The organism is Afipia sp. DC4300-2b1 (genome assembly GCF_049895725.1).
Lineage (GTDB): Bacteria > Pseudomonadota > Alphaproteobacteria > Rhizobiales > Xanthobacteraceae > Afipia > Afipia broomeae.
Genome location: NZ_JAFCSX010000007.1, coordinates 221,632 through 243,559 on the forward strand (window position 1 = coordinate 221,632; position 21,928 = coordinate 243,559).

Here is a 21,928-nt window from a genome sequence, read left to right on the forward strand (position 1 = left end):
TCTCTTACATCCCCATCGGCAGCGGATGTTAGCTTGAGCAATCTGGCTGATGCAGGACTCCCGAATACAGGCAGGTGCGGGAGATTATCGCGTGCTCGTTTCGCACACGCATGGTGGAAACGCAAAAGTGCTGAGGGCACACTGTCCGAGGCAGGGTGTGCGATCATTTGTCCACCATGGCAAGGAATTCTTGCCGGGTAATCGCATTGTCGCGAAAGCAGCCGATCATGCAACTGGTGATCATTTCCGAGCCGACTTTATGTACCCCACGGCTTGTCATGCAATGATGCGTCGCCTTGATCACAACTCCGACGCCTTGTGGCTGCAGCACTTCCTGAACCGCTCCCGCGATTTCGGAGGTCATCCTCTCCTGGATTTGAAGACGCTTGGCATAGGCGTCGACCACGCGCGCCAGCTTGGACAGGCCGACCACACGGCCGTTCGGAACGTATGCGACCCACGCTTGCCCGATGATCGGTGCAAGATGATGCTCGCAATGGCTTTCGAACGAAATGCCGCGGAGCACCACCATCTCCTCGTAGCCGCCCGTTTCGTCGAACGTCTTGTTCAGAATTTGGATGGGATCCTGGCCGTAACCCGCAAAGTATTCCCGGAAAGCCTTTGCCGCCCGTGCAGGGGTTTCAATCAATCCCGGGCGGCCGGGATCATCACCCGCCCAGCGGATGATCGTGCGGAAAGCGGCTTCCACTTCTTCTCGCGACGTCGCGTTGGTCTCTTTGGCTGGAGGTTTCGAGTGAATGGTCAACTTTTCCGTCTCCTGTCACGCCAAACCGTCCGTCGGGTTCAATCAGAAACAATGCGGCCTGGCTTGCGCAAGCGCGCCCGGCCGAGAGGGGGCTCATCGACCGGGGCACTTACGTTGCACGGACTGGGCAGGGGTGCTTTCCATGCATCTTTGTTACGATGGCGCGGTTCTCGTGGATCACATGACGCGGAAAAAAATCTGAGCCCGCGGACGGCGCAGTCCGGAGCGGGGAGATGAATTTTGCTCTGATGCTGGGACTGCGGTTTTTCTCGTCAGTCCGCTAAGTATCGAGATTCGCTTATCTTTATATAACGGCCCATAGTTTCGAGGCAGTGAGTGCGCCTTGGCCGCAGTGGGCGTCCCGTTCGCCCGGAGAGGAACAACTTGCGGCGCAGGAACAATATACGTGGCGCAGCATTTTCGTTCTTTCCAGCCGAGAACGGAGAGCTCACATGAATGGCGATCAACCAATAACCTGGCTGATGTTTTTCACCTTGGTCGCTGCTATTGCCGTGGCCGCTGGCGGCTTCCTCTACTTCCTGCGATCACAACGGAATAGAGACATCGCTGCGGACGCACTCACCGGCGATGATTCAAAGGCCTCGGGTTCCATGCCTGCTGGTGCGCTTCCCGAACTCGTCGGTGCCGCAGCGATCGGATTAATTGCGATGGGATTGCTGACCGCCGGTTACAAAAACAGATCCAGCTTTGAAACGGCGCAAGCGACAACGCCGGTGGGCACAACCGGCATGACCCAGGCGCCCGGCACGGCAGACAAGCCCAAGCCTTATCAGCCTGCAAATCCTTCACCCGACCTTCGTGCTGCGCCGACCTCGTCAGATACCGGTGTAGGACCGGAGAACGGATCGACTGGGACCAACAAATAATCTGGATTGAGGAAGATGCCGGAAACGTGTTTCGGCATCTCTCGCCATCGACGCGGCCGCTACGGCGTTTCATCGGCTCCGGGAGTTAGTCCGTAGGGTTTGACCAGATCCCACACATGCTGCGGAATCATATTCTTCATGCGGCGCGGATGTTGCCTGCGCAGATGGAGCACCGTCTCGACAGCCTTCATCTCGACTCGGGCGCGGGCGAACTCCAGGCCGCGCGGACCGATTTTCGGCATCAGCCAGCTGACGACGGGACGTAGCCAGTTCGGGATTGCGCGAAGCGGAAGACCTCCCGCTGCGAGCTCGACGTTCTTGAGAAATCCGCGAACGGCGCCCGCTCGCTTGCCGGCACTCCTGGTTTGCGACGTGCGCAACTCATCGCCGAGAAGCTCAACCAGTTCGTCTCCACGCTCGTTGCGTACAAGAAGCCATTGTTCGCCTTCGCCGCCCATATAGCCCACCGTGATGTCGGCGAGAACGTTGGTATAGTCGACACAGGTCCGGCATGTGATAGGAAAGAAATCGGGCGGCAATTTCGAGATGGGAAGCTGCAAAAATGGAATCTCTCTCACCTTGCCGTCATTGAACCGCAACTCGACCCGGTAGTCTGCTCGGAATTCGAGATACGTAATCGTCTCTGGCTTGTCAGACAGCAGATCCAGAAAATCATGAAAGTTGGCTGTAGTGGTATTGTCGGAGCATGGCGTGCCGACAACATAGATGCGCTCAAAGCCTAGTTCCTCTTCGATCGACCGCAGCGCGTAGACCTGACACGGAATGCCGATAAGCGCGATCCGTGTGTATCCTTTTGCTTTTGCCGGTTCGAGCAATGCCAGCAATGGCGCATATCCCATCCTCATTCCCCGGCATTCCGCCATGCCTTCGGCAGACGTGACCAGAACCGGGACGGGCTTCCATTTGTCTTCGGGATCCGGCGCCATTGTGAGCACGGCGTCGACGGCACAGGTTTGAAGCAGGCGTTCACCGATGCGGGTTGCGATGCCGGTCCATTGCGCGCCTTTGCTCGGATTTTGCAGGGCCGCACGAACCATCCGGCGAAAAGGCCCGAAAAAAACTTCATCGGTGCGTTGCGGATCCCGCGCCCTGCCATGCACTTTGGTTTCCAGCGCGGGATAATCCGGCTTGATGAACTGGCAAGCGTTGCCGCAGCGCTTGGGTTCACTCGATCTCGATATGCCGCAGTCCGTACACAGATCGCGCGATTGCGCCTGCGCAACAGGCGGCGCCCAGACTGGTGACGCCCGTTCGCCGGAGGCTACCATCCGCGCGTTCCCGGGCCGCCTTTGAAAGGGCCGGAAATGCGCGACGTAATCCAGCCTCCATAAAAATCGCCTTGCTGCGCGATCACTCGCTCGTCATCTACCCAGCATTCGTCGACGCGAGACGCGTAGAAGGCAAGATACCCCGCGATGGTTTGGAACTTTTCTGAGGGTGTGTCATAGCTCCACGCAGCACGTTCCGACCTACGCCCATTGACGTCGAGAGACCAATATCGCGCCAGGCCCTTAAACTCGCACCATGACGACCCTTCAACCTGCACCAAAGCCGCTTGATCAACATCACCGGGCGCAATGTAATATACCGGCGGATGACTGGTTTCGAGAACCCGGTAGCCGTTGATAGTGTCGGCGATCGTGGTCTGATTGAAAACCACCCTCAATCGCGCCGAAACGACTTCAAGTCTCGGCGGGCGGGGATAATCCCAAACCGATTCCTGTTCTTGTGATGGGCGGTCGCGTCTGAGCATGGTCAGCTCGCCTGTTCTCAAAAGAAAAGTCCTGCGATCACATCAAGAAACGGTCGTATCTGCAATGGCGTTGTCGCGGTGCCGATTACCGCACGATCATGGGAAAGGTTACGGCGATCGCCCAGGCAAAAAATGCTGCATTCGCGAGCGCGCCTGCAAATGGGTGATTGGTTCGACGATAGCTCCACCAACTGATCAATCCGAAAGCCAGAAAAAGCAGCAGGATGACGGGCGCGATGATCGCGAGAAAGAACAGCTTCTGCGGATTGAGCAGGATCGCGATCACCAGGGAGAGCAGAAAACAGAGTTTGGTCAGCGGATACGCCCCGCGGCTTGCGGCGTATCCGCGGGTCAACCACTCGTCGGCCATGAAATAGGGAACCGTTCCGCACGCGATGGCGGCGATCAGCACAATCCGTCCCGGTATGGGAATAAACGAAAAGACGTACGCGTTCGTCGGGATGCCGAAGCCCGCAATCTCGTAGAAGGCAACTGCCGCCGCCGCAATGATGATACCTTGATATGATATCGCAGCGCCGATGCTTTCATTTGCAGACCCGAGCCAACGACGCAGCAAGATCAGCGTAAGCGCAGTAAGAAGTCCATACGCCGCAAAATGCAGCGCCAGATAGTCACCCAGCAGGATCGGCAGAAAATCGGTAGGCAGCTTCCAGAGGATGAGCGGGGTCAAAACCGCCGGTGCCAACGCTGCAATCAGCAGAGGTTTCCTGCCGAGGCTCGCGCCGGTCGGGATTGCTGTCGTGATCGGGAGCAGGCTGGACAGCGGCCATGCCAAGGCAACAAGTCCCAGAAAGACCAGTCCCAGATAGAAACCGCGCTGATCGATATAATCTGATTGCGTGCGCCCGAACACGGCATTCATCCAGTTTAAAGCTTCCACCATGCTGTCGGGGCTGTAGAGAACGCCGATATGTTCGACGCCTTTGGCCAGCGCAAGACGCCGAGCCGTGCTGTCTTCAAACCGGCCATACGTCGTGCGCTCGACCGCTTTTCCTCCGGCGGCCAGATTCACGATCCGCATCGCTTCGTCGATCAGCATCGCGGGCTCCATGGCACCGACGATCACCAGCAGATTGCGCGGGGTAGTCGCGGTGGCGACGGGCGCGAAAGCGGACACGGCGACGGTGGCCTGCACATGGGGGTGGGCCTGCGCGAATCTCACCACAATGTCCGAGGCCATCGAATGTCCGAGCACCGCCACTCGTCCATCGACGCCTGTTAACTGCTCCGCATAGGCCGTGACCTGAGCAAGTTCATTCATAAGCGCCGTTGTGATCGCCTCGCCTTGCGTAATGTCGCCGCGCATCGGAATTGGATTGCGGCCATGACCGAGAAAATCGAAGGTCACAGCCGTGTAACCATTGCGCGCCAGCGTTACCGCAAATGGTTGCATGAGTTGCTGGGACCCGGCGAACCCGTGCGCGATCGCGACGGCAGGCCCGGTTTGCTGTTTCTCGGGACGGTAGATTGTAACCGGTGTCGAGCCGACAGACGCGTGCGTGATGCTCAGTCCGGAGGTCGTCAGGCTCAGGTGAAAGAGCCCGACCGTAAGGCAAATGATTGCAGAACATGCGATCGCAAATCTGGACGCGATGGCAAAGCGGGGCATCAGGTGGCGTTGGCGGTTAAAACGTTCCGCATTCCCTAATCCTCTTCCGCGATGTGTTTTCTGCGGACATGGCCGATAATCCACCAGATCGTTAGTGCCGCGACGGGAACGAAGGCGGCTGTGATAATGCTCGGTTCGATATGCATCGTGCCGCTGTCATGGGCCGCCTTCACGACATACCCGAAGAGCCCCACGACGTAGTAGGTGATAGCTGCGACCGATAAGCCTTCGACGGTCGATTGCAGACGAAGCTGAAGCCGCGTGCGAGCGTTCATGGACCGCAACAGGGACTGATTTTGCTGTTCAAGCTCTACGTCCACGCGAGTCCGGAGGAGGTTGGCAGCGCGTGCTAGTTTTAACGAAAGGTTGGACTGTCGCTGCTCAATTGTGACGCAGGTCCTCAGCGCCGGTTTCATACGACGGGTCAGAAATGAGGACCATGTCGGCCATCCTCCAACCTTGCGCTCACCGATCGTCTGGAGCCGTTGTTCGACGATTTCTTCGTAGGCGCGTGTTGCGCCGAAACGGAAGACACTGGCCGCGGCGCCGGCCTCGACCTCCGCAGCGAGCGCTGTGAGCTCCTCGAGGAGCTTGTGGTTGCTGTCGAGGTCGCTGGACTGTTGCATCTGGGCTGTCACCGCAACAAGCCGCTTTTCGCTGGCGCTGATCGACGGTGCCAGCTTCTGTGCTTCGGGAAGACCAAGCAAGGCAAGAGTACGATACGTTTCGATCTCGATTAGCCTCTGAACCAGCGCGCCAGCACGTTCCGCAGGCATTCCCCGGTCCGCCACAAGAATTCGAACAAAGCCGGATTCGCTGATCTGAAAATCAGTGGCATACAAGGCCATGCCATCGGAGTTTTCAGCGACCGCGAGACTACTTTTGTCAAACAGCTTTTCCGGAGCGGTTTGGTCAGGATCGTCGGCAAGCAGGTGAAGATCAATCGCGACAAGCAGGAGACCGGGCTGGGGTAGAGCTTGCATCGCACAGGTAACGGACGATGCGTCGGGATGAAACGGAGCCAGGCCAGGTCCCGGAATTTCCCATGTATATGTCGTAAACTCCGAATGCTGCTCCCAGCGTAGCGTTGTCGTGCCGAACGGAGCGCGATGATGCTTCTCTGTCGCCGAGGGCGGATTCAATCCACGCTCCAGGCAGAGTTTTACAAGATTCGCTCGATCCTGCTGGGCGCGAGTGCCCGACGTTTCAAAGGCAAAGTGAATAATTCGGCAGGGAACGGAAATCGGAGTAAACGGCCTGGCATGAACTTCGCCCAGAATGACGGCCCGCAATGGATGCGGTGCCAGTTCCGTATCACCGTTGCCGATCGAAACACCGCTACCCATCGATCTCGTTCCCGCTCTCCCTTTGTATTTAGCCAGCGAACTCATGGGCGCGTAAAGGTTTTTCGGGACACTTCAGGCAAGGAGAGGTCAGTTTTTTGCGTGCACTGCGAGACGTCAGTTTGCATTCGGGTCTGCACTGGACATAATCTCTGGGCAACTGCCGGCTGCGATCCTCTCGCGCGGGTGTCGAACGGAGTGGAAGTGGCGACAGTTTCAATGCGGATCGGGACACGCAAGAGTACAATGGCTCTTGCCCAAACTGAAGAGATCGCCCGGCGGCTGATCGCGGCTGCTCCCGAACTCGATGTGGAGATTGTGAAGTTCGAGACCCGCGGCGATCAAGACCAGACAGGAAAACTGTTGCGCCACGGTGGAAAAGGCGGCGCGTTTGTCGCCGAAATCCGCCGTGCAGTCGCGGACGGCGAGCTTCATGCAGCAATGCACTCGTTGAAGGATATGCCGGGCAACGAAGATACGCCGGGTCTGGTGATAGGGGCGACACTGGAACGTGACCCGCCCACCGATGCTCTCGTTGTCCGCGATGGTGTATCGATCGCCGACTTGCATCGCTCGCGGGGCAAGGGTTTCAAGATCGGCACCAACGCCGTCCGGCGCGCCGCATATGCCCGACGGTTGTTTCCCGCGATCGAAGTCATCCATTTTCGCGGTGCGGCGGATACACGGGTTCGCAAGCTTGATCATGGCGAAATGCAGAGATTACCGGGCGGAGGCGAAGTCGGCCCCGCCGACGCGCTCATCATGGCGCGATCCGGTCTCCAGAGGGTCGGGCTTGCCGATCGTATTTCATACGATTTCCCCGTAGAGGAGATGCTTCCGGCGGTCGGGCAGGGCATCGTTGCGGTCGAGTGCAGCGCGGCTGATTGGCAGACCCGGCGTTACCTCTCGCTCATCGACGACAAAGTCGCGCACCTCAGTGCTGACGCCGAGCGTGAAGTGCTCTGGGTTCTCGACGGTCACTGCAATTCGCCAATTGCGGGACACGCGACTGTCGAGGGCGCCAGGATGACGCTCACTGCAGCCGTCCTCGACGAGCAGGGTGGCATGTTCATCGAGGTGTCCCGTTGCGGCGATGCCAGCCGCCCGCGTGAACTCGGCCGTGCGGTTGGACTGGAATTGCTGAACAAAGGTGCGGCGGCAATTATCGAACGCACGAGGCCACCCCTGATGGTGCAATGATGGCTTTGGCTTTTCCGTTCTCTGCTATTGTCGGACAGGATGAAATGAAGCTTGCGCTTCTCATCGCGGCTGTTGATCCGACCGTCGGCGGCGTGCTCGCCTTCGGTGACCGGGGAGCCGGGAAATCCACGGCCGTGCGCGCTCTTGCTGCACTGTTGCCGAAGATGAAAATTGTTGCGGGTTGCCGTTATAACTGCAACCCGGACACGCCCTCTGAATTCTGTCATGAATGCCGTGCCCGCGCATCGCAGGGCGCGCTCAAGTCGGTTCAGGTTGCTGTACCGGTGGTCGATCTGCCGCTGGGCGCGACGGAAGATCGTGTGGTCGGCGCACTCGATCTCGAGCGCGCATTGGCGCGGGGCGAAAAGGCTTTCGAACCTGGGCTCTTGGCGCGTGCCCACCGCGGATTTCTCTACATCGACGAAGCCAATTTGCTGGAAGATCATCTGGTGGATCTGTTGCTCGATGTCGCCGCCTCCGGCCAGAATGTCGTCGAGCGGGAGGGCCTGAGCATTCGCCATCCTGCGCGTTTCGTGCTGGTCGGCACGGGCAATCCGGAAGAAGGCGAACTGCGTCCACAACTGCTGGACAGGTTCGGTCTCTCGGTTGAAGTCACGACTCCCAACGATCTGCCCAGCCGTATCGAGGTTGTCAGGCGCAGGGACGCCTTCGAGCGGGACACCGACGCATTTCTCGAGGTCTGGGCAAAGCATGAAGTGCGGTTGCGCAAGAAGATCGTGGCCGCGCGCGAGCGGCTGCCGACGGTGACGATATCGGATGCCACGCTTGAGCGCGCCGCCAAACTCTGCATGGCGCTCGGAACTGACGGCCTGCGTGGCGAACTCACCCTGATGCGTGCGGCGCGGGCTTTGGCGAGTTTTGAGAACGCAAAGACCGTCACGGATGACCATCTGAGGCGAATCGCGCCATCTGCGCTGCGTCATCGGCTGCGGCGTAATCCGCTGGACGATGCCGGTTCGTCCGTACGCGTCGATCGGGCCATCGCGGAGGTTCTGGGATGAGCGCGGCGCTGGCATGGGCGGACGCGGTGAGGGCTGCGCAACTCTTTGCGGTCGATCCGGTCGGCACAGGCGGCGTTGTTGTCCGATCTCGGGCGGGGCCGGTACGCGATCGCTGGCTCGCTATCTTGCGTGCAAGTTTGCCTTCGACCGCCATCGTCCGGCATGTGCCGCTACATATCGCGGATGGGCGGTTGCTCGGCGGTATGGATCTTTCGGCCACGCTGATTGCGGGCCGCCCCGTCGCCGAGCGCGGTCTGCTGGCGGAAGCTGACGGCGGCATCTTGATGCTGGCGATGGCGGAGCGGATGTCACCTGCAACGGCAGTGCATGTGACAGCAGCCATGGATGCGCAGGAGGCTGTCGTCGAGCGGGACGGACTCTCGCTGAAAATGCCGGCGCGGTTTGGAATCGTTGCGCTCGACGAAGGTCTGGAGGACGAGTTCGCGCCACCACCGCTGATGGACCGGTCGGCGTTTTATGTCGATTTCAACGATATCGGATTCAGCGAAACGGACGATTTCCCCACCGATAGCGTAGACATCGGTGCCGCACGCGGCAGATTGCGGTCCCTGGAGATCGATCCGGCGCATCTTGAAGCCATTTGCGGTGCGGCTGCGGCACTCGGCATTGCCTCTTTCAGGGCGCCACTTCTGGCGATTCGTGCGGCTCGCGCGAGCGCTGCCTTGTTCGGGCGAGACGCTGTCGCGCAGGACGACGTCGTTCTCGCCGCGCGTCTTGTGCTGTCGCCGCGCGCGCGCGTCCTGCCGCAAGCTGACGAACCTGAACCGCAGCCGCCGCCGCAGGAGAATGCTGAAAACACGTCTGATGGCGATGAAAGGGATGACCAGACGCCGGATATGGATCGTGCGCTCGATGAAGTCATCCTCGACGCAGCCAAAGCTTCCATACCGCCCGGTGTCCTGGCCGCGCTGCGTGAGGCGTCTTCGGCACGCTCGCGAACACGGTCTGCGGGTAAAGCCGGAGTGCTTCAGAAATCGAAGCAGCGCGGCCGGCCCGCAGGGGTCTTGCGCGGGGAACTGCGCTCGGGATCGAAACTCAATGTGATTGAGACACTTCGTTCGGCTGCGCCCTGGCAACCGTTGCGTCGCGCGGAAGTGGTGAAGTCCGGCACAACGGGCTCGATGCCGCGGATATTGATCCGCAAGGATGACTTCCGGCTGTCGCGCTTCAAGCAGCGCAGCGAGACAACGACCATTTTTGTTGTCGATGCATCGGGGTCGGCGGCATTGCATCGCCTCGCTGAAGCGAAAGGTGCGGTCGAGCTGCTGCTCGCCGATTGCTACATCCGGCGCGATCAGGTGGCGCTGATATCGTTTCGCGGCAGCGTTGCGGAGCTTCTGTTGCCGCCGACGCGCTCTCTCGCTCGCGCCAAGCGGAGTCTGGCAGGATTGCCGGGCGGCGGCGGAACGCCGCTGGCGGCCGGACTTGATGCGGCTTTCATGCTGGCCGATTCCATTCGGCGAAAGGGACAGACGCCGACGGTCATTCTGCTGACGGACGGCCGCGCCAATATTGCGCGCGACGGTTCAGCCGGGCGGCCGCAGGCGGAAGAGGATGCAAAGTCTGCCGCGCGGCAAATGCGTGCGGCCGGAATCGCAAGCGTACTCGTTGATACGTCGCCCCGTATGCAGCCGCTCGCTGGCCAGTTTGCAGCGGAGATGGGCGCGCACTACCTGCCGTTACCTTATGCCGATGCCGCGACGTTGTCGCAGGCCGTTTTGGCAACGACGCGAACGAACGTCGCCATGGCGAACGCGCGCTAGGTTTTGTGACGTCGCACGCGGTTGAGCATCTGCTCGACATGGGCAATCGGTGTTTCGGGCTGTATGCCGTGGCCGAGATTGAAGATAAAGCGGCCGCTGGCGTAGTTCGCCAATACATCGTCGATAGCCCGGTCCAAAGCCTCGCCACCTGCGATCAGCACGAGTGGATCAAGGTTGCCCTGTACGGCAACCTTGGATTGAACGCGTTCGCGGATCAGCGATGGTTCGGCAGCCCAGTCGATGCTTACGCCATTGACGCCGGTGCGATCCACATAAGACGGCAACATCGCGCCCGCGCCGCGAGGAAAGCCGATGATCTTTGTGCCGGGCGCCTTCTTAAGTACACCTTCCACGATGCGTTGGGTTGGCTCGATCGACCAGCGCTCGAATTCACGCGGCGGCAGAATTCCCGCCCATGTGTCGAAAATCTGAAGTACGTCGGCTCCCGCTTCGAGTTGCCCGAGCAGATATTCGATCGAGTTTTCGACCAGCACGTCGATGACTTTTGCGAAGGAGGTCGGGTCGCGATAGGCCAGCATGCGCGCTGGCGCCTGATCGGGAGTGCCTTGTCCGGCAACCATGTAAGTCGCCACTGTCCAAGGCGCTCCGCAAAATCCGATCAGCGTAATTCTGCGGTCCAGTTCTTGGCGGACGCGCCGCAGGGCCTCGTAAACCGGCTCGAGTATTGAAAAGTCAGCCGCAGACGAGAGTGTTTTGATCTTGTCTGGCGTATCAAGCGGATCGAGGCGCGGCCCTTCGCCGGCCTCGAAGCGGACGGATCGTCCAAGCGCATGAGGCACGACCAGAATATCGGAAAAGATGATCGCTGCATCGAAATTGAAACGCCGGATCGGTTGCAACGTGACCTCGGCTGCGAATTCGGGGGTAAAGCACAAATCCAGAAAGCTGCCGGCCTTTGCCCGCAGATCCCGATATTCGGGCAGGTATCGTCCCGCCTGCCGCATCATCCATACCGGGGGAACCGGCATCACCGTTCCCGAAAGGACATCCAGAAACGGCTGATTGGTTTCGTTGTGTGTCAAGCGATGTTCCCAATTTAGCGACATGTTCCCTTGTCACTTCTGATACACTGCGGCGGCGGACTTGGCCACGGCGAGATCCGCCAGACGTAAAAGAGGAAATGGTCATGGGTGTTGCGGGGACCGCCATTACCGATAGCGCGCTACAAGGTCTGGACGGATTGCCCGCCCCGGTGTCCGGACAGCGCCATGAATTCGGCAGCAGCGTCGGCAGGCTGACCTATTATTCCGCCGGACCGATCACTTCCGCATCCGAAAGAGCGACGCCTCTGCTGTTGATTCACAGCATCAATGCGGCGGGATCGGCTTACGAAATCAAACCGATCTACGAGTATTATCGGAAAAGCCGCACGGTCTATGCTCTCGAACTTCCGGGCTTCGGTCATTCCGAGCGCGGCAAAAGAGTTTACACGATCCGGATGATGACCGATGCGATTCTGGCCGCCGTCCGGGAAATCCGCAAGGTTCACGGACCCGGGCCGTTTGACGCGCTGGCCTTGTCATTGTCGTGCGAGTTTCTTGCGCGTGCCGTTACTGAAATGCCCTTGGCATTTCGCAGCTTGGCTCTGGTCAGTCCGTCGGGGTTCAGCAGCCGCTCTACGGAGGTCAAATGGCGAGATGGCACGCGGGGCAAACCTTGGCTGCATGATCTCTTTGAGTTTCCGCTATGGAGCGAAGCGTTCTTCCGCCTGCTCACAAGCCGCGCGGGTATTGCCTATTTTCTGAAGAAGACATGGGGCTCTGACAATTTCGACCGAGGGCTTGCCGATTACGATTATCTCACGACGCATCAACCCGGCGCTCAGCATGCGCCGTACTATTTCGTTTCGGGATTTCTGTTCAGCGAGGAGATTATGCGGATTTATCACTCGCTGACATTGCCGGTATGGATGAGCCACGGCGTGCGCGGCGATTTCGTCAACTACGTGCGGAAAACGCAGGTTGAAGGCCGTGCGAACTGGAAGATCGATGTCTTTCAAACGGGCGCGATGCCGCATTTTGAACTTCCGGAGGATTTCGCAAAGACCTACGACGCGTTTCTTGCCGGCTTGCCGAAATCCTCCAACAACTGACGGGTTCGTCATGGATCGTCTGGTGTGGGCGAAAGACGGCGTAGACTGGCCTAACCGGGACGCGAGCGAGTTCATCGAAGCGGCGGGCTATCGCTGGCATGTGCAGCGGATGGGGCAGGGCGCGCCGCTTCTGCTGATCCACGGCACCGGTGCCGCAAGCCATTCGTGGCGCGGGCTTCTTCCGAAACTTGCGCAGCATTTCACGGTCGTTGCCCCCGATTTGCCCGGGCATGGTTTCACCCAATCACCGCCCTCGCATCGTCTGTCGCTTGCCGGCATGGCCGCAGACCTGAGCGAGTTGCTGCGTGTGCTCAAGATCAGGCCCGAGGTTGTCGTTGGTCATTCCGCGGGTGCCGCAATTCTTGCGCGCATGTGCCTCGACGGGAGGATTGCGCCGCAACTATTGCTGAGCCTGAATGGCGCGTATCTGCCGTTCGGCGGCGTGGCGGGACATCTCTTCTCACCGCTTGCCAAACTTCTGGTGCTGAATCCGCTGGTCCCGCACGTATTTGCCTGGCAGGCGTCGAGCGAGGGCGCGGTCGAGCGATTGATAACAAACACCGGGTCCAGCATCGATGCGGAGGGCATCGCGCTCTACAGAAAGCTCGTCAACAATCCGGCGCATGTCGCCTCGGCGCTGCGCATGATGGCGAACTGGCGTCTTGAATCGCTGGTTAAAGATTTGCCACGGCTAAAGCCGAAGCTCGTGCTGGTGGCGGCCAGCAACGATCGCGCGATCTCGCCCGCCACTGCGCAGCGCGTGCGTTCTCTCGTCGCCGGCGCGACCATCGAGCCACTCGGACGACTGGGCCATCTGGCGCACGAAGAACGGCCGGAACTCGTCGCGCAGCTTGTGATAAGCCACGCGGACCGAGCGAACGCTATCGGCGCAGTCGAGCCGACCGTGTAAACTGAATTTTACACAGATGGGCTAGGCAACTGTCAATAGATAGTTACACTGTATCCCATGCTGGATGTGACGTCTGCCAAATTACCGCTGTCGAGTTCGCGTGATCGCCAACCCCATGCGGTGGTGATTGGCAGCGGCTTTGGCGGACTTGCAGCAGCGGTTCGTCTCGGCGCAAAAGGCTATCGTGTCACGGTTCTGGAAAAACTCGATGCGCCCGGTGGCCGCGCTTATGTTTACCGGCAGGATGGTTTCACCTTCGATGCCGGGCCAACCATCGTCACGGCGCCGTTTCTGTTTGAAGAACTCTGGAAGCTGTGCGGACGCAGGCTTTCCGACGATGTGACGCTGACGCCGGTCTCGCCTTTCTACCGGATCCGTTTCAACGACGGCACCAGCTTCGATTACACGGGCGATCCGATCGCGATGCGTGCCGAGATTGCGCGATTCTCGCCAGGTGATATCGACGGCTACGATCGCTACATGAAAGCCAGCGAGCAGATCTTCAAGATCGGCTTCGAGCAGCTTGGGGATGTGCCCTTCAGCAAATGGACCGACATGGCGCGCATCGCGCCGGCCATGCTGCGACTGGCGAGCTATCGCAGCGTTTACAGCTTCGTCTCGAAATACATTCGCGATCCAAAGCTGCGCATCGTCTTCAGCTTTCATCCGCTGTTGATCGGCGGCAATCCCTTCACGGCGAGTTCGATCTATTGCCTGATTGCCCATCTCGAGCGCCGCTGGGGTGTTCATTTCGCGATGGGCGGCACCGGACGGCTGGTCGACGGATTGGTTAGGCTGATTGAAGGGCAGGGCGGTTCGGTCCGTTACGGACAGGACGTTCGCGAAATCATCGTCAAGGACGGCGCGGCAACCGGCGTGCGGCTGGCGTCGGGAGAGAGCATCGCTGCCGATATTGTGGTCTCCAATGCGGATTCGGCATGGACCTATCGCAATCTGCTGCCTGCATCGGCACGCTCACGGTGGACCGACGGGCGCATCGACCGCTCGCGTTATTCGATGAGCCTCTTCGTCTGGTATTTCGGCACACGTCGCAAGTATCCCGACGTGCCGCATCATACGATCCTGCTCGGACCGCGCTACAAGGAACTGCTGACGGATATTTTTACCCGAAAGAAGCTGGCGTCCGACTTCAGCCTTTACCTTCATCGCCCGACGGCGACGGATACGTCGCTGGCGCCCGAAGGGTGCGATGCATTTTATGTTCTTTCGCCGGTGCCCCATCTCGAAAGTGGGACCGACTGGAGTACGATGGCGGAGACGTATCGCCAGGCGATTTCGCGGTCGCTCGGGGACACTGTGCTGCCTGATCTGGAAAATCAGATTGTCACGTCGCGGATGCTGACGCCGCAGGATTTTCAGGACCGGTTGTCGTCGCTGCGCGGTGCGGCGTTTGGTCTTGAGCCTGTGCTCACCCAGAGCGCCTGGTTCAGGCCTCACAATCGCAGCGAAGACATCGATCGCCTCTATCTTGTCGGGGCTGGAACACATCCCGGTGCGGGTCTGCCCGGTGTTCTGTCCTCGGCAAGGGTGCTCGACAGCGTTGTCCCCGATGCTCATGCCCTGGTGAACTCATGACGTCCTTTTCCACACCCTCGGATATCGCCGCATGCCGCGAACTGCTGCGAGGCGGGTCGCGAACCTTCTTCGCTGCATCGCTGGTCCTGCCGCGCCGCGTGAGCGATCCCGCGATCGCACTTTACGCCTTTTGCCGGCTGGCAGACGACGCGGTGGATTTGGGAAACGACCGGCGCGCAGCGGTCGATCGGCTGCAAGACCGTCTCGATCGCGCCTATCGTGGGCAGCCGCTGCCGATGCCCGCGGATCGCGCCTTTGCCGACGTGGTAGCCAGATTTTCGATTCCCCGTGAGTTGCCTCAAGCCCTGCTGGAGGGGCTCGCATGGGATGCGTCGGATCGCCGTTATGAGACGATGTTCGACCTGTTTGCCTATGCGGCGCGGGTGGCCGGCACCGTCGGCGCCATGATGACGCTCGTGATGGGGCGGCGGTTGCCGGACATCGTCGCCCGCGCCTGCGATCTCGGCGTCGCGATGCAGTTGACCAATATCGCCCGGGATGTCGGCGAGGATGCCCGCGCCGGGCGTCTATATTTGCCGCTGCAATGGTTGCGCGAGGCGGGCATCGATCCTGAGCGGTGGCTGGCGCGCCCGGTGTTCAACGCCGAAATCGCAGCCATTGTGCAGCGCCTGCTTGATACCGCCGACGTGCTTTACGATCGTGCAACTCGGGGTATCGAAAATCTGCCGGTTTCATGTCGGCCGGGAATTTATGCTGCCCGTCTTCTGTATGCTGAAATTGGCCGCGAACTCGAGCGCCAAAACCTCGATTCGGTCTCTCGCCGGGCTGTCGTTTCCACGAAGCGCAAACTTGCGTTGCTGGTGCGAGTCTTTGCCTTGTTGCAGACCGAGTGGACTCCGGCGCGGCGTTTGCCGTTCAGTTTGTCACAGCTTGAAGAAACCCGTTTCCTCATTGACGCGGTCGCTGCGACACCGGCTCCGCCCGTTGTGCGGCCGGCCAAGCCTCGCATGCCGAAGATCGAAGACCGCGTGGTCTGGGTGATCGACCTGTTTGAGAGGCTGGAGCGCCGGGATCAGATGCAGCGCAGCCAAATTTGAGTTCATTCCGCAAAGCACCATGTGATGCCGGAGATCGCCACGATCAATATCGCAGAAGACCATCGTGCTGTGGCCCGCAAATGGTTTGAATCTTTACGCGACCAAATTTGCGCGGAACTGGAAAGTCTGGAACGTGAAGCTCCCGCCGGTCTTTTTCCCGGAGCGCCTGCGACGTTTGCTTACAAGCCATGGACTCGCGCGACCGGCAGCGGTGGTGGTATCGGCGGCTTTCTCAATGGTGGCCGGCTGTTCGAGAAGATCGGCGTCCACACGTCGTCTGCGAACGGCGTGCTGACGCCCGAGATGGCCAAGACCCTTCCGGGCGACGGCAAGCAACTCGATTATGTCTCCACCAGCATCAGCTTGATCATTCATCCGCGCAGCCCACGCGTGCCGACGGTGCATATGAATACGCGCTATCTCTCGACGGCGCAGGGCTGGTTCGGCGGCGGCGCCGACCTGACGCCCTTGTTGCCGGATCAGCGCCACCAAGACGCGCCGGATGCCGTCATGTTTCATGATGCCATGCGCCGCGCTTGCGCCGCGCACGATCCGGCTTACTACGACAAGTTCAAGGCATGGGCCGATACGTATTTCTTTCTTCCGCATCGCAATCAGGCGCGCGGGGTTGGCGGCATTTTTTACGATCATCTCAACACCGGCGACTTCGACCGCGACTTCGCTTTCACCCGCGATGTCGGCGCGGCTCTGCTCGATGCCTATCCGAAAATCGTGCGTAAACGCATGATGGAGCCGTGGACCGAAGCCGAGCGCCAGCAGCAGCTCGCCTGTCGCGGACTCTATGTTGAATTCAATCTGCTCTACGACCGCGGCACGATGTTCGGGTTGCAGACCGGTGGGAACATCGAAACCATTCTCAGTTCGATGCCGCCGCTTGTCAGCTGGTCCTGAGCAAATTCCATAGCCGGTTCTGAAACCGGAAACGCCGGTGCAAGTAGCTTCAGGAGTTGTTCAAAACTTTTTGAGGGCACGCCATGGAGAATTGGCTGGGGTTCATCGAATTTTTTGTCGTGGCGCTGTTTGCCATGGCCTGGGGCATTCTTGAACTCCTTGGCAAGCGCCTCGACAAAAAGAAGGCCGCCGAGCAGGCGAGGCAACGAACACCCCCGCCGTAATCAACTAACGCCAGGTGCGCGGCATACGGAACGGCAGCATGGCCTGCACGATTGGCTTGCGGAACCGGTCAAGCGACAGGCTTTCGTGCATCATGATGACGTCTTCGCCCAACAGGTTGGCGGACACGACCGATCGCGAATAGAATGGAGCGTCCTCCAGTGTCGTGACAACGATTGCGGGGCGCGACGGACTACTGTGCGCGCTGCGTTTGACGCGCCATCCGGTCCTCGCAAGATCGGACGCGGCCGGTGGCTGGAAGGTCTGCATTTTACCTGATGGATCGACGGTGAAGGCGAGATCGACGCGTCCGCCGCCCCGCCGCTTTGCTTCATACAGGATGGCGGTTCCCTTACGCATCGCCGTGCGCGACCACTCCCAGGTCGTGAAGCCCTCTTCAAGTGGCGCGTCTCCCGCATTCATGTCGAAATAGCCGTCGCCCTGCCAATGGAGTGACGGAGACCCGAGAGCGACCTGCACCCTTGAGCATGGCGCAATCGGCCACCACCGATGACGTCCGTCAGGGTTCAGCAAGAACTCCATCTCGGTGATCATGGCGGGAACGACGCGGATCGTTCCGCGAATCCGCGAGGGAATCGGCGCGGTGATCTCGTCGATGTCGATGGTCAGGGCCGACCCGTCCCACCGGACCTGGCTTGGGCCGATGGCGAGCTTGGTCGCGTTGCGTTCGACTTGCCCTTTCGGCCGTTCCGTCATGGCCCAATAGTGGCGGCGCTTTTCATAGATCGCGACATTGATGGCGCAATGATTGAGTGGATCGGCCGGGCCCTTTTTTCGCGCCCACGCATAGTACGGCGAAAACACGCTTCCGATGAATGCGATAATCGTGATGCCGTGCTGTCCGTCGTCGCTCAACGCATCGACATACCACCACGCATAGCCGTTTCGCGGGACGTGCTGATCGAAGCAAACGCTCGATCCGGCAACAGGCGAGCGATGGGCTGGTGCAGTCATTTTCGCTCCGATCACTCACACTGCACGCGAACGTCCAGCAGGCATCCATCCGCGTGTTTTGCTTTTCATATCTTCCAGCAGGCTCGATGCGGCGGCGCGTCCTGATAGTGCAGCCATCGGGACGCCCGGGCCCGGATGGGTGCTGCCGCCTGCAAGATACAGCCCCGCAATCTTCGTTCGCGCGCCAGGCCGCTTGAACGATGCTGTCCATCCGTGGGAACTGCGGCCGTAAAGCGCTCCGCCCGTCGCTGGAAACATCCGGTTGAAATCGTTCGGTGTCGTGACCTGAACCCGTTCAGGTAGCCGGTCGATGCGCAGACCACATCGCTCCAGAGCGCCAAACGCCCGACGGGCGCATCGTTCCACCTCTGCGGCATCGAACACGTGACGGTCGCCGGTCGGCGGCGCATTGACAAGAACAAGCAACCTTTCAGCGCTTGTACCGGCGTCGGCCGCGGCGCCGTCGTCGCAGCGATCCTGCGCGCAGACATAAACGGTGGGATCGGCAGGCATCGTATTCCGGCGGAAAAGATCGTCGAATTCTGCGCGATAGTTGCTGGAAAAGAACACCGAATGCCGGGAGAGCGGGAAGCCTTCCGTCTTGGCGACGATGCTCCACGTCATGGCCGACAGCGATCGCGAACGTACCGGCGTGGCCTGCGCCGCGTGAGCGATGCCTGAGCCGAACAGGCCGCTCCCAACCGCAGCCACGTCCGCATTCATGATCACCGCATCGGCGGGGGGCCGCTCGCCGGTTGTCAACTCCACACCGGACACGGCGCCGTTGGAGGTCAGCACGTTCTTGACCTCTTCGCCATATCGGATTTTTGCACCGTGTTTTGCGGCGCATTTTGCGATCGCCGTCGCCAGCTTGTGTATGCCGCCGTCGATGGTCCAGACACCTTCTCGCTCCACGTGAGCGATCAGCATCAGCGTGGCTGGCGCTTCGAACGGCGATGACCCGCAATAGGTGGCATAACGTCCGAACATTTGTCGCAGGCGCGGATCCTGGAAATATTGCCCGAGCGCGGTCCACATGGTCGTGAATGGTCGGATCTGACGCAAATCCACCAGGCCGCGCATGCCGTTTCCGCCGATCAATGTTCCCATACTTGGGCTGGCGGAGCGCAGAAACGGCTTTTCCAGGATTTGATAGATACGCCGGGTGGCGGCGCAGAATGCGCGATAGCGCCGCGCTTCGTCGCTTCCGGAAAATCTCCCGATCGCATCCGTCGAGCGTTCCTCGCTGGCGAACAGATCGAGACGCTCGCTCTCGCTCCATGCGTGCCGGGCCAGAACATCGAGCGGCCGAAGCTTTACGTAATCCGAAAAACTTTCGCCGGCCTGTGCGAACAGTTCCTCGAATACCCAGCGCATGGTGAAGACAGTCGGACCGCTGTCGATTTGAGATGACCCGATGCCGATCTGCCGCATCTTGCCGCCCGGCTGCTCCGCTCGCTCAAGCAACGTCACATCGAGCCCTTTTGCTGCGAGTGCGAGGGCAGATGTCAGTCCGGCGATTCCGGCGCCGACGACGACCACACGGTTTGTTCGCACCGGCAGCATTAGCTGGCTCCGTCACTGTCGATTGACAGATGTCCATAAAGACTTACACTCGTCAATGACAAGTATAGTTGACGCCACTCGCACGGAATGGAGTCTGCCATGGATGTGACCGCCCGGATTGAGCGCGCTCTGAACGACGCCGTCGCAAGGGCGGACATTCCGGGGTGTCCTCCTCGTCTGGCCGCTGCCATGCGGCACGCGGTGTTTCCCCGTGGAGCGCGCGTGCGGCCGCGGCTTTGCCACGCTGTCGCCTTTGCGTGCGGAGAAGATCACCCTTTCGCCACAGAGGCTGCGGGCGCTGCGCTTGAGCTTTTGCACTGTGCGTCGTTGGTTCATGACGATCTTCCGTGCTTCGACGCCGCTGACATGCGCAGGGGAAGGCCGTCGGTTCACAAGGCGTTCGGTGAACCGCTCGCAGTGTTGGCTGGAGACGCCCTGATCGTGCTGGCGTTTCAGACGCTGGCCAGCATCACGTGCGCGCCCGAGCGCTTGGCCAAGCTTACTTTGACGATCGCGCGGGCGGTGGGCGTGCCGTCCGGCATTGTCGCAGGTCAGGCGTGGGAGTGCGAATCGAAGATCGACCTTGCGCACTATCATCGCTCAAAAACCGGCGCGCTGTTTGCTGCGGCGACGGTCGCAGGTGCTGCATCAGCCGGCGCCGATGCGGAGCCATGGCGCATGGTCGGTGAAAAACTCGGCGAAGCCTATCAGGTCGCCGACGATCTTCGCGATGCAGCTGCTGATGAAGATGAAATCGGCAAGCCGGTTGGGCGGGATGTCGCGCTTGGCCGTCCCAGCGCAGTGATTGAACTGGGGATGGATGGGGCGTTGAACAGGCTGCAACAGCTTGTGCACGACGCCATCGATGCGATGCCGCCGTGCGAAAACGGATCCGAACTTAGGTCGCTGATGTTGTCCGAGGCCAAGCGGCTGGTGCCCAAGAAGCTCGCTCAGTTCGCTGCGTAGCGGCAATGGCCGTTGTCAGCCAGCCGGATTCACCGGTGCCGCATCGAGTGCGGCATCTGTCCTGGCGCGATAAATGGTTGGGGATACGCGATTCAATTTTGTCGAATCCCGGTTTCCAGCGATTTGCAGCGACTTTTGCACTAACCCGTCCGATCGCGCGTCGGCGATCGCGCGAGCTTTTCGATCTGTGCGCGGGCTTCGTCTATTCGCAGATCCTGTATTCCTGTGTGCGGCTGCGCGTCTTCGATCATCTTGCCAATGGTCCCAGGTCCGCGCCGGAACTCGCGTCTTTGCTGTCACTACCTGTCGATTCGGTGACGCTTCTTCTGGATGCGGCCTCATCGCTTCGCCTGGTGCAGCGGCGCACTGCCGGCTGCTACGGGCTGGGACCGCTCGGCGCGGCGCTCCTCGGCAATCCCGGCGTAACGGCAATGATCGAACACCACGCCATGCTCTACAAAGATCTGGGCGATCCGATTGCCTTGCTGCGCCGCGATGCTAGAGGAGGCGAACTCGCGAGGTACTGGTCCTACGCCGGGCGAAACAAGCCTGCGGAATTGTCGAGCCGGGATGTCGCACCCTATACGGCGTTGATGTCGGCGTCGCAGCCGATGATCGCGCAGCAGGTGATCAACGCCTATTCGTTTAACAAACATCGCTGTTTGCTCGACGTGGGCGGCGGCGATGGCGCATTCATAAATGCTGTCGCGATGCATGCGCCTCAATTGCGCTTTGTCTTGTTCGATCTCCCGGCGGTTGCCGACAAGGCCAGTGAAAGGTTTCGCGCCAACGACCTGTCGTCACGCGCGGTCGCTATCGGTGGCAGCTTCCTGTCGGACCGTCTGCCGGAAGGTGCGGATGTCGTTTCGCTGATCCGCATCGTCCACGATCACGATGACGAGAATGCGATGACATTGCTCCGCGCCGTGCGCCGCACATTGCCGGACGGCGGCAAGCTCATTTTGGCGGAGCCAATGGGCGGGATTCACGGCGCTGAACCGATCAGCGATGCGTATTTCGCTTTTTATCTCATGGCTATGGGCAGTGGCCGGCCGCGAACCTTCGCTCAGCTCAGTGACATGCTGCGTACGCATCCGGCCAGCACCCCAGGCACGATGACTACCGCGAAGCGCTCAGGCAGCAACGGCGGCCTTTGACCGTTGGTTCGCCTTCCAATTCCAGGGAAGCAATTCGTTGACTTTGT

At 60.2% G+C, this 21,928-nt stretch carries 20 protein-coding genes; 12 read left to right on the top strand and 8 right to left on the bottom strand.

What is annotated here, in order from left to right:
* Window positions 1–163: 163 nt before the first annotated feature.
* Entirely contained in the window at window positions 164–766 is a 603-nt protein-coding gene (gene folE, locus ACP7AL_RS24700) for a GTP cyclohydrolase I FolE (protein WP_425995157.1), read from the bottom strand.
* A gap of 452 nt (window positions 767–1,218) precedes the next feature.
* On the opposite strand from folE, the gene ACP7AL_RS24705 reads away from it, so the two are divergent.
* Window positions 1,219–1,653, top strand: coding sequence for a hypothetical protein (locus tag ACP7AL_RS24705; RefSeq protein ID WP_425995159.1), 435 nt, complete (start codon window positions 1,219–1,221; stop codon window positions 1,651–1,653).
* A gap of 59 nt (window positions 1,654–1,712) precedes the next feature.
* On the opposite strand, the gene ACP7AL_RS24710 is transcribed toward ACP7AL_RS24705, so the two are convergent.
* The 4 genes from ACP7AL_RS24710 to ACP7AL_RS24725 form a co-directional block, all read right to left on the bottom strand.
* On the bottom strand, window positions 1,713–2,942 hold the full coding sequence (locus tag ACP7AL_RS24710; protein WP_425995161.1) for a Coenzyme F420 hydrogenase/dehydrogenase, beta subunit C-terminal domain: 1,230 nt from the start codon (window positions 2,940–2,942) through the stop codon (window positions 1,713–1,715).
* Window positions 2,936–3,427 (bottom strand): DUF427 domain-containing protein, encoded by a 492-nt coding sequence (locus tag ACP7AL_RS24715; protein ID WP_425995163.1) that lies wholly within the window; start codon window positions 3,425–3,427, stop codon window positions 2,936–2,938. Before ACP7AL_RS24715 ends, ACP7AL_RS24710 begins: the two co-directional genes overlap by 7 nt.
* A gap of 85 nt (window positions 3,428–3,512) precedes the next feature.
* Entirely contained in the window at window positions 3,513–5,057 is a 1,545-nt protein-coding gene (locus ACP7AL_RS24720) for a dienelactone hydrolase family protein (RefSeq protein ID WP_425995219.1), read from the bottom strand.
* Window positions 5,058–5,092: 35 nt separating this feature from the next.
* Window positions 5,093–6,403: a DUF3422 family protein gene (locus ACP7AL_RS24725; protein ID WP_425995165.1), complete on the bottom strand. Its 1,311-nt coding sequence runs from the start codon at window positions 6,401–6,403 to the stop codon at window positions 5,093–5,095.
* A gap of 216 nt (window positions 6,404–6,619) precedes the next feature.
* On the opposite strand from ACP7AL_RS24725, the gene hemC reads away from it, so the two are divergent.
* From hemC to ACP7AL_RS24740, 3 genes are read left to right on the top strand one after another with little or no spacing between them, the layout of a single operon-like run.
* The gene (hemC, locus tag ACP7AL_RS24730; RefSeq protein ID WP_425995221.1) at window positions 6,620–7,600 is read left to right on the top strand and encodes a hydroxymethylbilane synthase; all 981 of its coding nucleotides are present in this window, start codon (window positions 6,620–6,622) and stop codon (window positions 7,598–7,600) included.
* Window positions 7,600–8,622: a magnesium chelatase ATPase subunit I gene (bchI, locus tag ACP7AL_RS24735; RefSeq protein WP_425995223.1), complete on the top strand. Its 1,023-nt coding sequence runs from the start codon at window positions 7,600–7,602 to the stop codon at window positions 8,620–8,622. The genes hemC and bchI overlap by 1 nt, the downstream gene beginning before the upstream one ends.
* On the top strand, window positions 8,619–10,406 hold the full coding sequence (locus ACP7AL_RS24740; RefSeq protein ID WP_425995167.1) for a magnesium chelatase subunit D: 1,788 nt from the start codon (window positions 8,619–8,621) through the stop codon (window positions 10,404–10,406). The genes bchI and ACP7AL_RS24740 overlap by 4 nt, the downstream gene beginning before the upstream one ends.
* Here the strand turns inward: ACP7AL_RS24740 and hemE are convergent.
* Entirely contained in the window at window positions 10,403–11,473 is a 1,071-nt protein-coding gene (hemE, locus tag ACP7AL_RS24745; RefSeq protein WP_425995169.1) for a uroporphyrinogen decarboxylase, read from the bottom strand. The genes ACP7AL_RS24740 and hemE overlap by 4 nt on opposite strands.
* Window positions 11,474–11,553: 80 nt before the next feature.
* Here hemE and ACP7AL_RS24750 point away from each other — a divergent pair, with 80 nt between their 5' ends.
* The 6 genes from ACP7AL_RS24750 (at window position 11,554) to ACP7AL_RS24775 (ending at window position 17,219) form a co-directional block, all read left to right on the top strand.
* Window positions 11,554–12,519, top strand: coding sequence for an alpha/beta fold hydrolase (locus ACP7AL_RS24750; RefSeq protein WP_425995171.1), 966 nt, complete (start codon window positions 11,554–11,556; stop codon window positions 12,517–12,519).
* 10 nt (window positions 12,520–12,529) lie between these two features.
* Complete coding sequence (bchO, locus tag ACP7AL_RS24755; RefSeq protein WP_425995173.1) at window positions 12,530–13,429, top strand: alpha/beta fold hydrolase BchO; 900 nt, start codon at window positions 12,530–12,532, stop codon at window positions 13,427–13,429.
* Between the two features lie 57 nt (window positions 13,430–13,486).
* Complete coding sequence (locus tag ACP7AL_RS24760) at window positions 13,487–15,025, top strand: phytoene desaturase (protein WP_425995175.1); 1,539 nt, start codon at window positions 13,487–13,489, stop codon at window positions 15,023–15,025.
* Window positions 15,022–16,083: a phytoene/squalene synthase family protein gene (locus ACP7AL_RS24765; protein WP_425995177.1), complete on the top strand. Its 1,062-nt coding sequence runs from the start codon at window positions 15,022–15,024 to the stop codon at window positions 16,081–16,083. Before ACP7AL_RS24760 ends, ACP7AL_RS24765 begins: the two co-directional genes overlap by 4 nt.
* Before the next feature lie 24 nt (window positions 16,084–16,107).
* Window positions 16,108–16,995 carry an oxygen-dependent coproporphyrinogen oxidase gene (gene hemF / locus ACP7AL_RS24770; RefSeq protein ID WP_425995179.1) on the top strand — a complete coding sequence of 296 codons (888 nt, stop codon included), beginning with the start codon at window positions 16,108–16,110 and terminating at the stop codon, window positions 16,993–16,995.
* Window positions 16,996–17,078: 83 nt separating this feature from the next.
* Window positions 17,079–17,219 carry a hypothetical protein gene (locus ACP7AL_RS24775; protein ID WP_425995181.1) on the top strand — a complete coding sequence of 47 codons (141 nt, stop codon included), beginning with the start codon at window positions 17,079–17,081 and terminating at the stop codon, window positions 17,217–17,219.
* A gap of 4 nt (window positions 17,220–17,223) precedes the next feature.
* Here ACP7AL_RS24775 and ACP7AL_RS24780 read toward each other — a convergent pair whose 3' ends face one another.
* Both ACP7AL_RS24780 and crtD read right to left on the bottom strand, forming a co-directional pair.
* Complete coding sequence (locus ACP7AL_RS24780) at window positions 17,224–18,192, bottom strand: carotenoid 1,2-hydratase (RefSeq protein ID WP_425995183.1); 969 nt, start codon at window positions 18,190–18,192, stop codon at window positions 17,224–17,226.
* Between the two features lie 15 nt (window positions 18,193–18,207).
* The gene (gene crtD, locus ACP7AL_RS24785; RefSeq protein ID WP_425995185.1) at window positions 18,208–19,758 is read right to left on the bottom strand and encodes a 1-hydroxycarotenoid 3,4-desaturase CrtD; all 1,551 of its coding nucleotides are present in this window, start codon (window positions 19,756–19,758) and stop codon (window positions 18,208–18,210) included.
* 99 nt (window positions 19,759–19,857) lie between these two features.
* Here crtD and ACP7AL_RS24790 point away from each other — a divergent pair, with 99 nt between their 5' ends.
* Complete coding sequence (locus ACP7AL_RS24790) at window positions 19,858–20,724, top strand: polyprenyl synthetase family protein (RefSeq protein ID WP_425995187.1); 867 nt, start codon at window positions 19,858–19,860, stop codon at window positions 20,722–20,724.
* Window positions 20,725–20,771: 47 nt separating this feature from the next.
* Complete coding sequence (locus tag ACP7AL_RS24795; protein WP_425995225.1) at window positions 20,772–21,881, top strand: methyltransferase; 1,110 nt, start codon at window positions 20,772–20,774, stop codon at window positions 21,879–21,881.
* The last annotated feature ends 47 nt before the right edge of the window (window positions 21,882–21,928 follow it).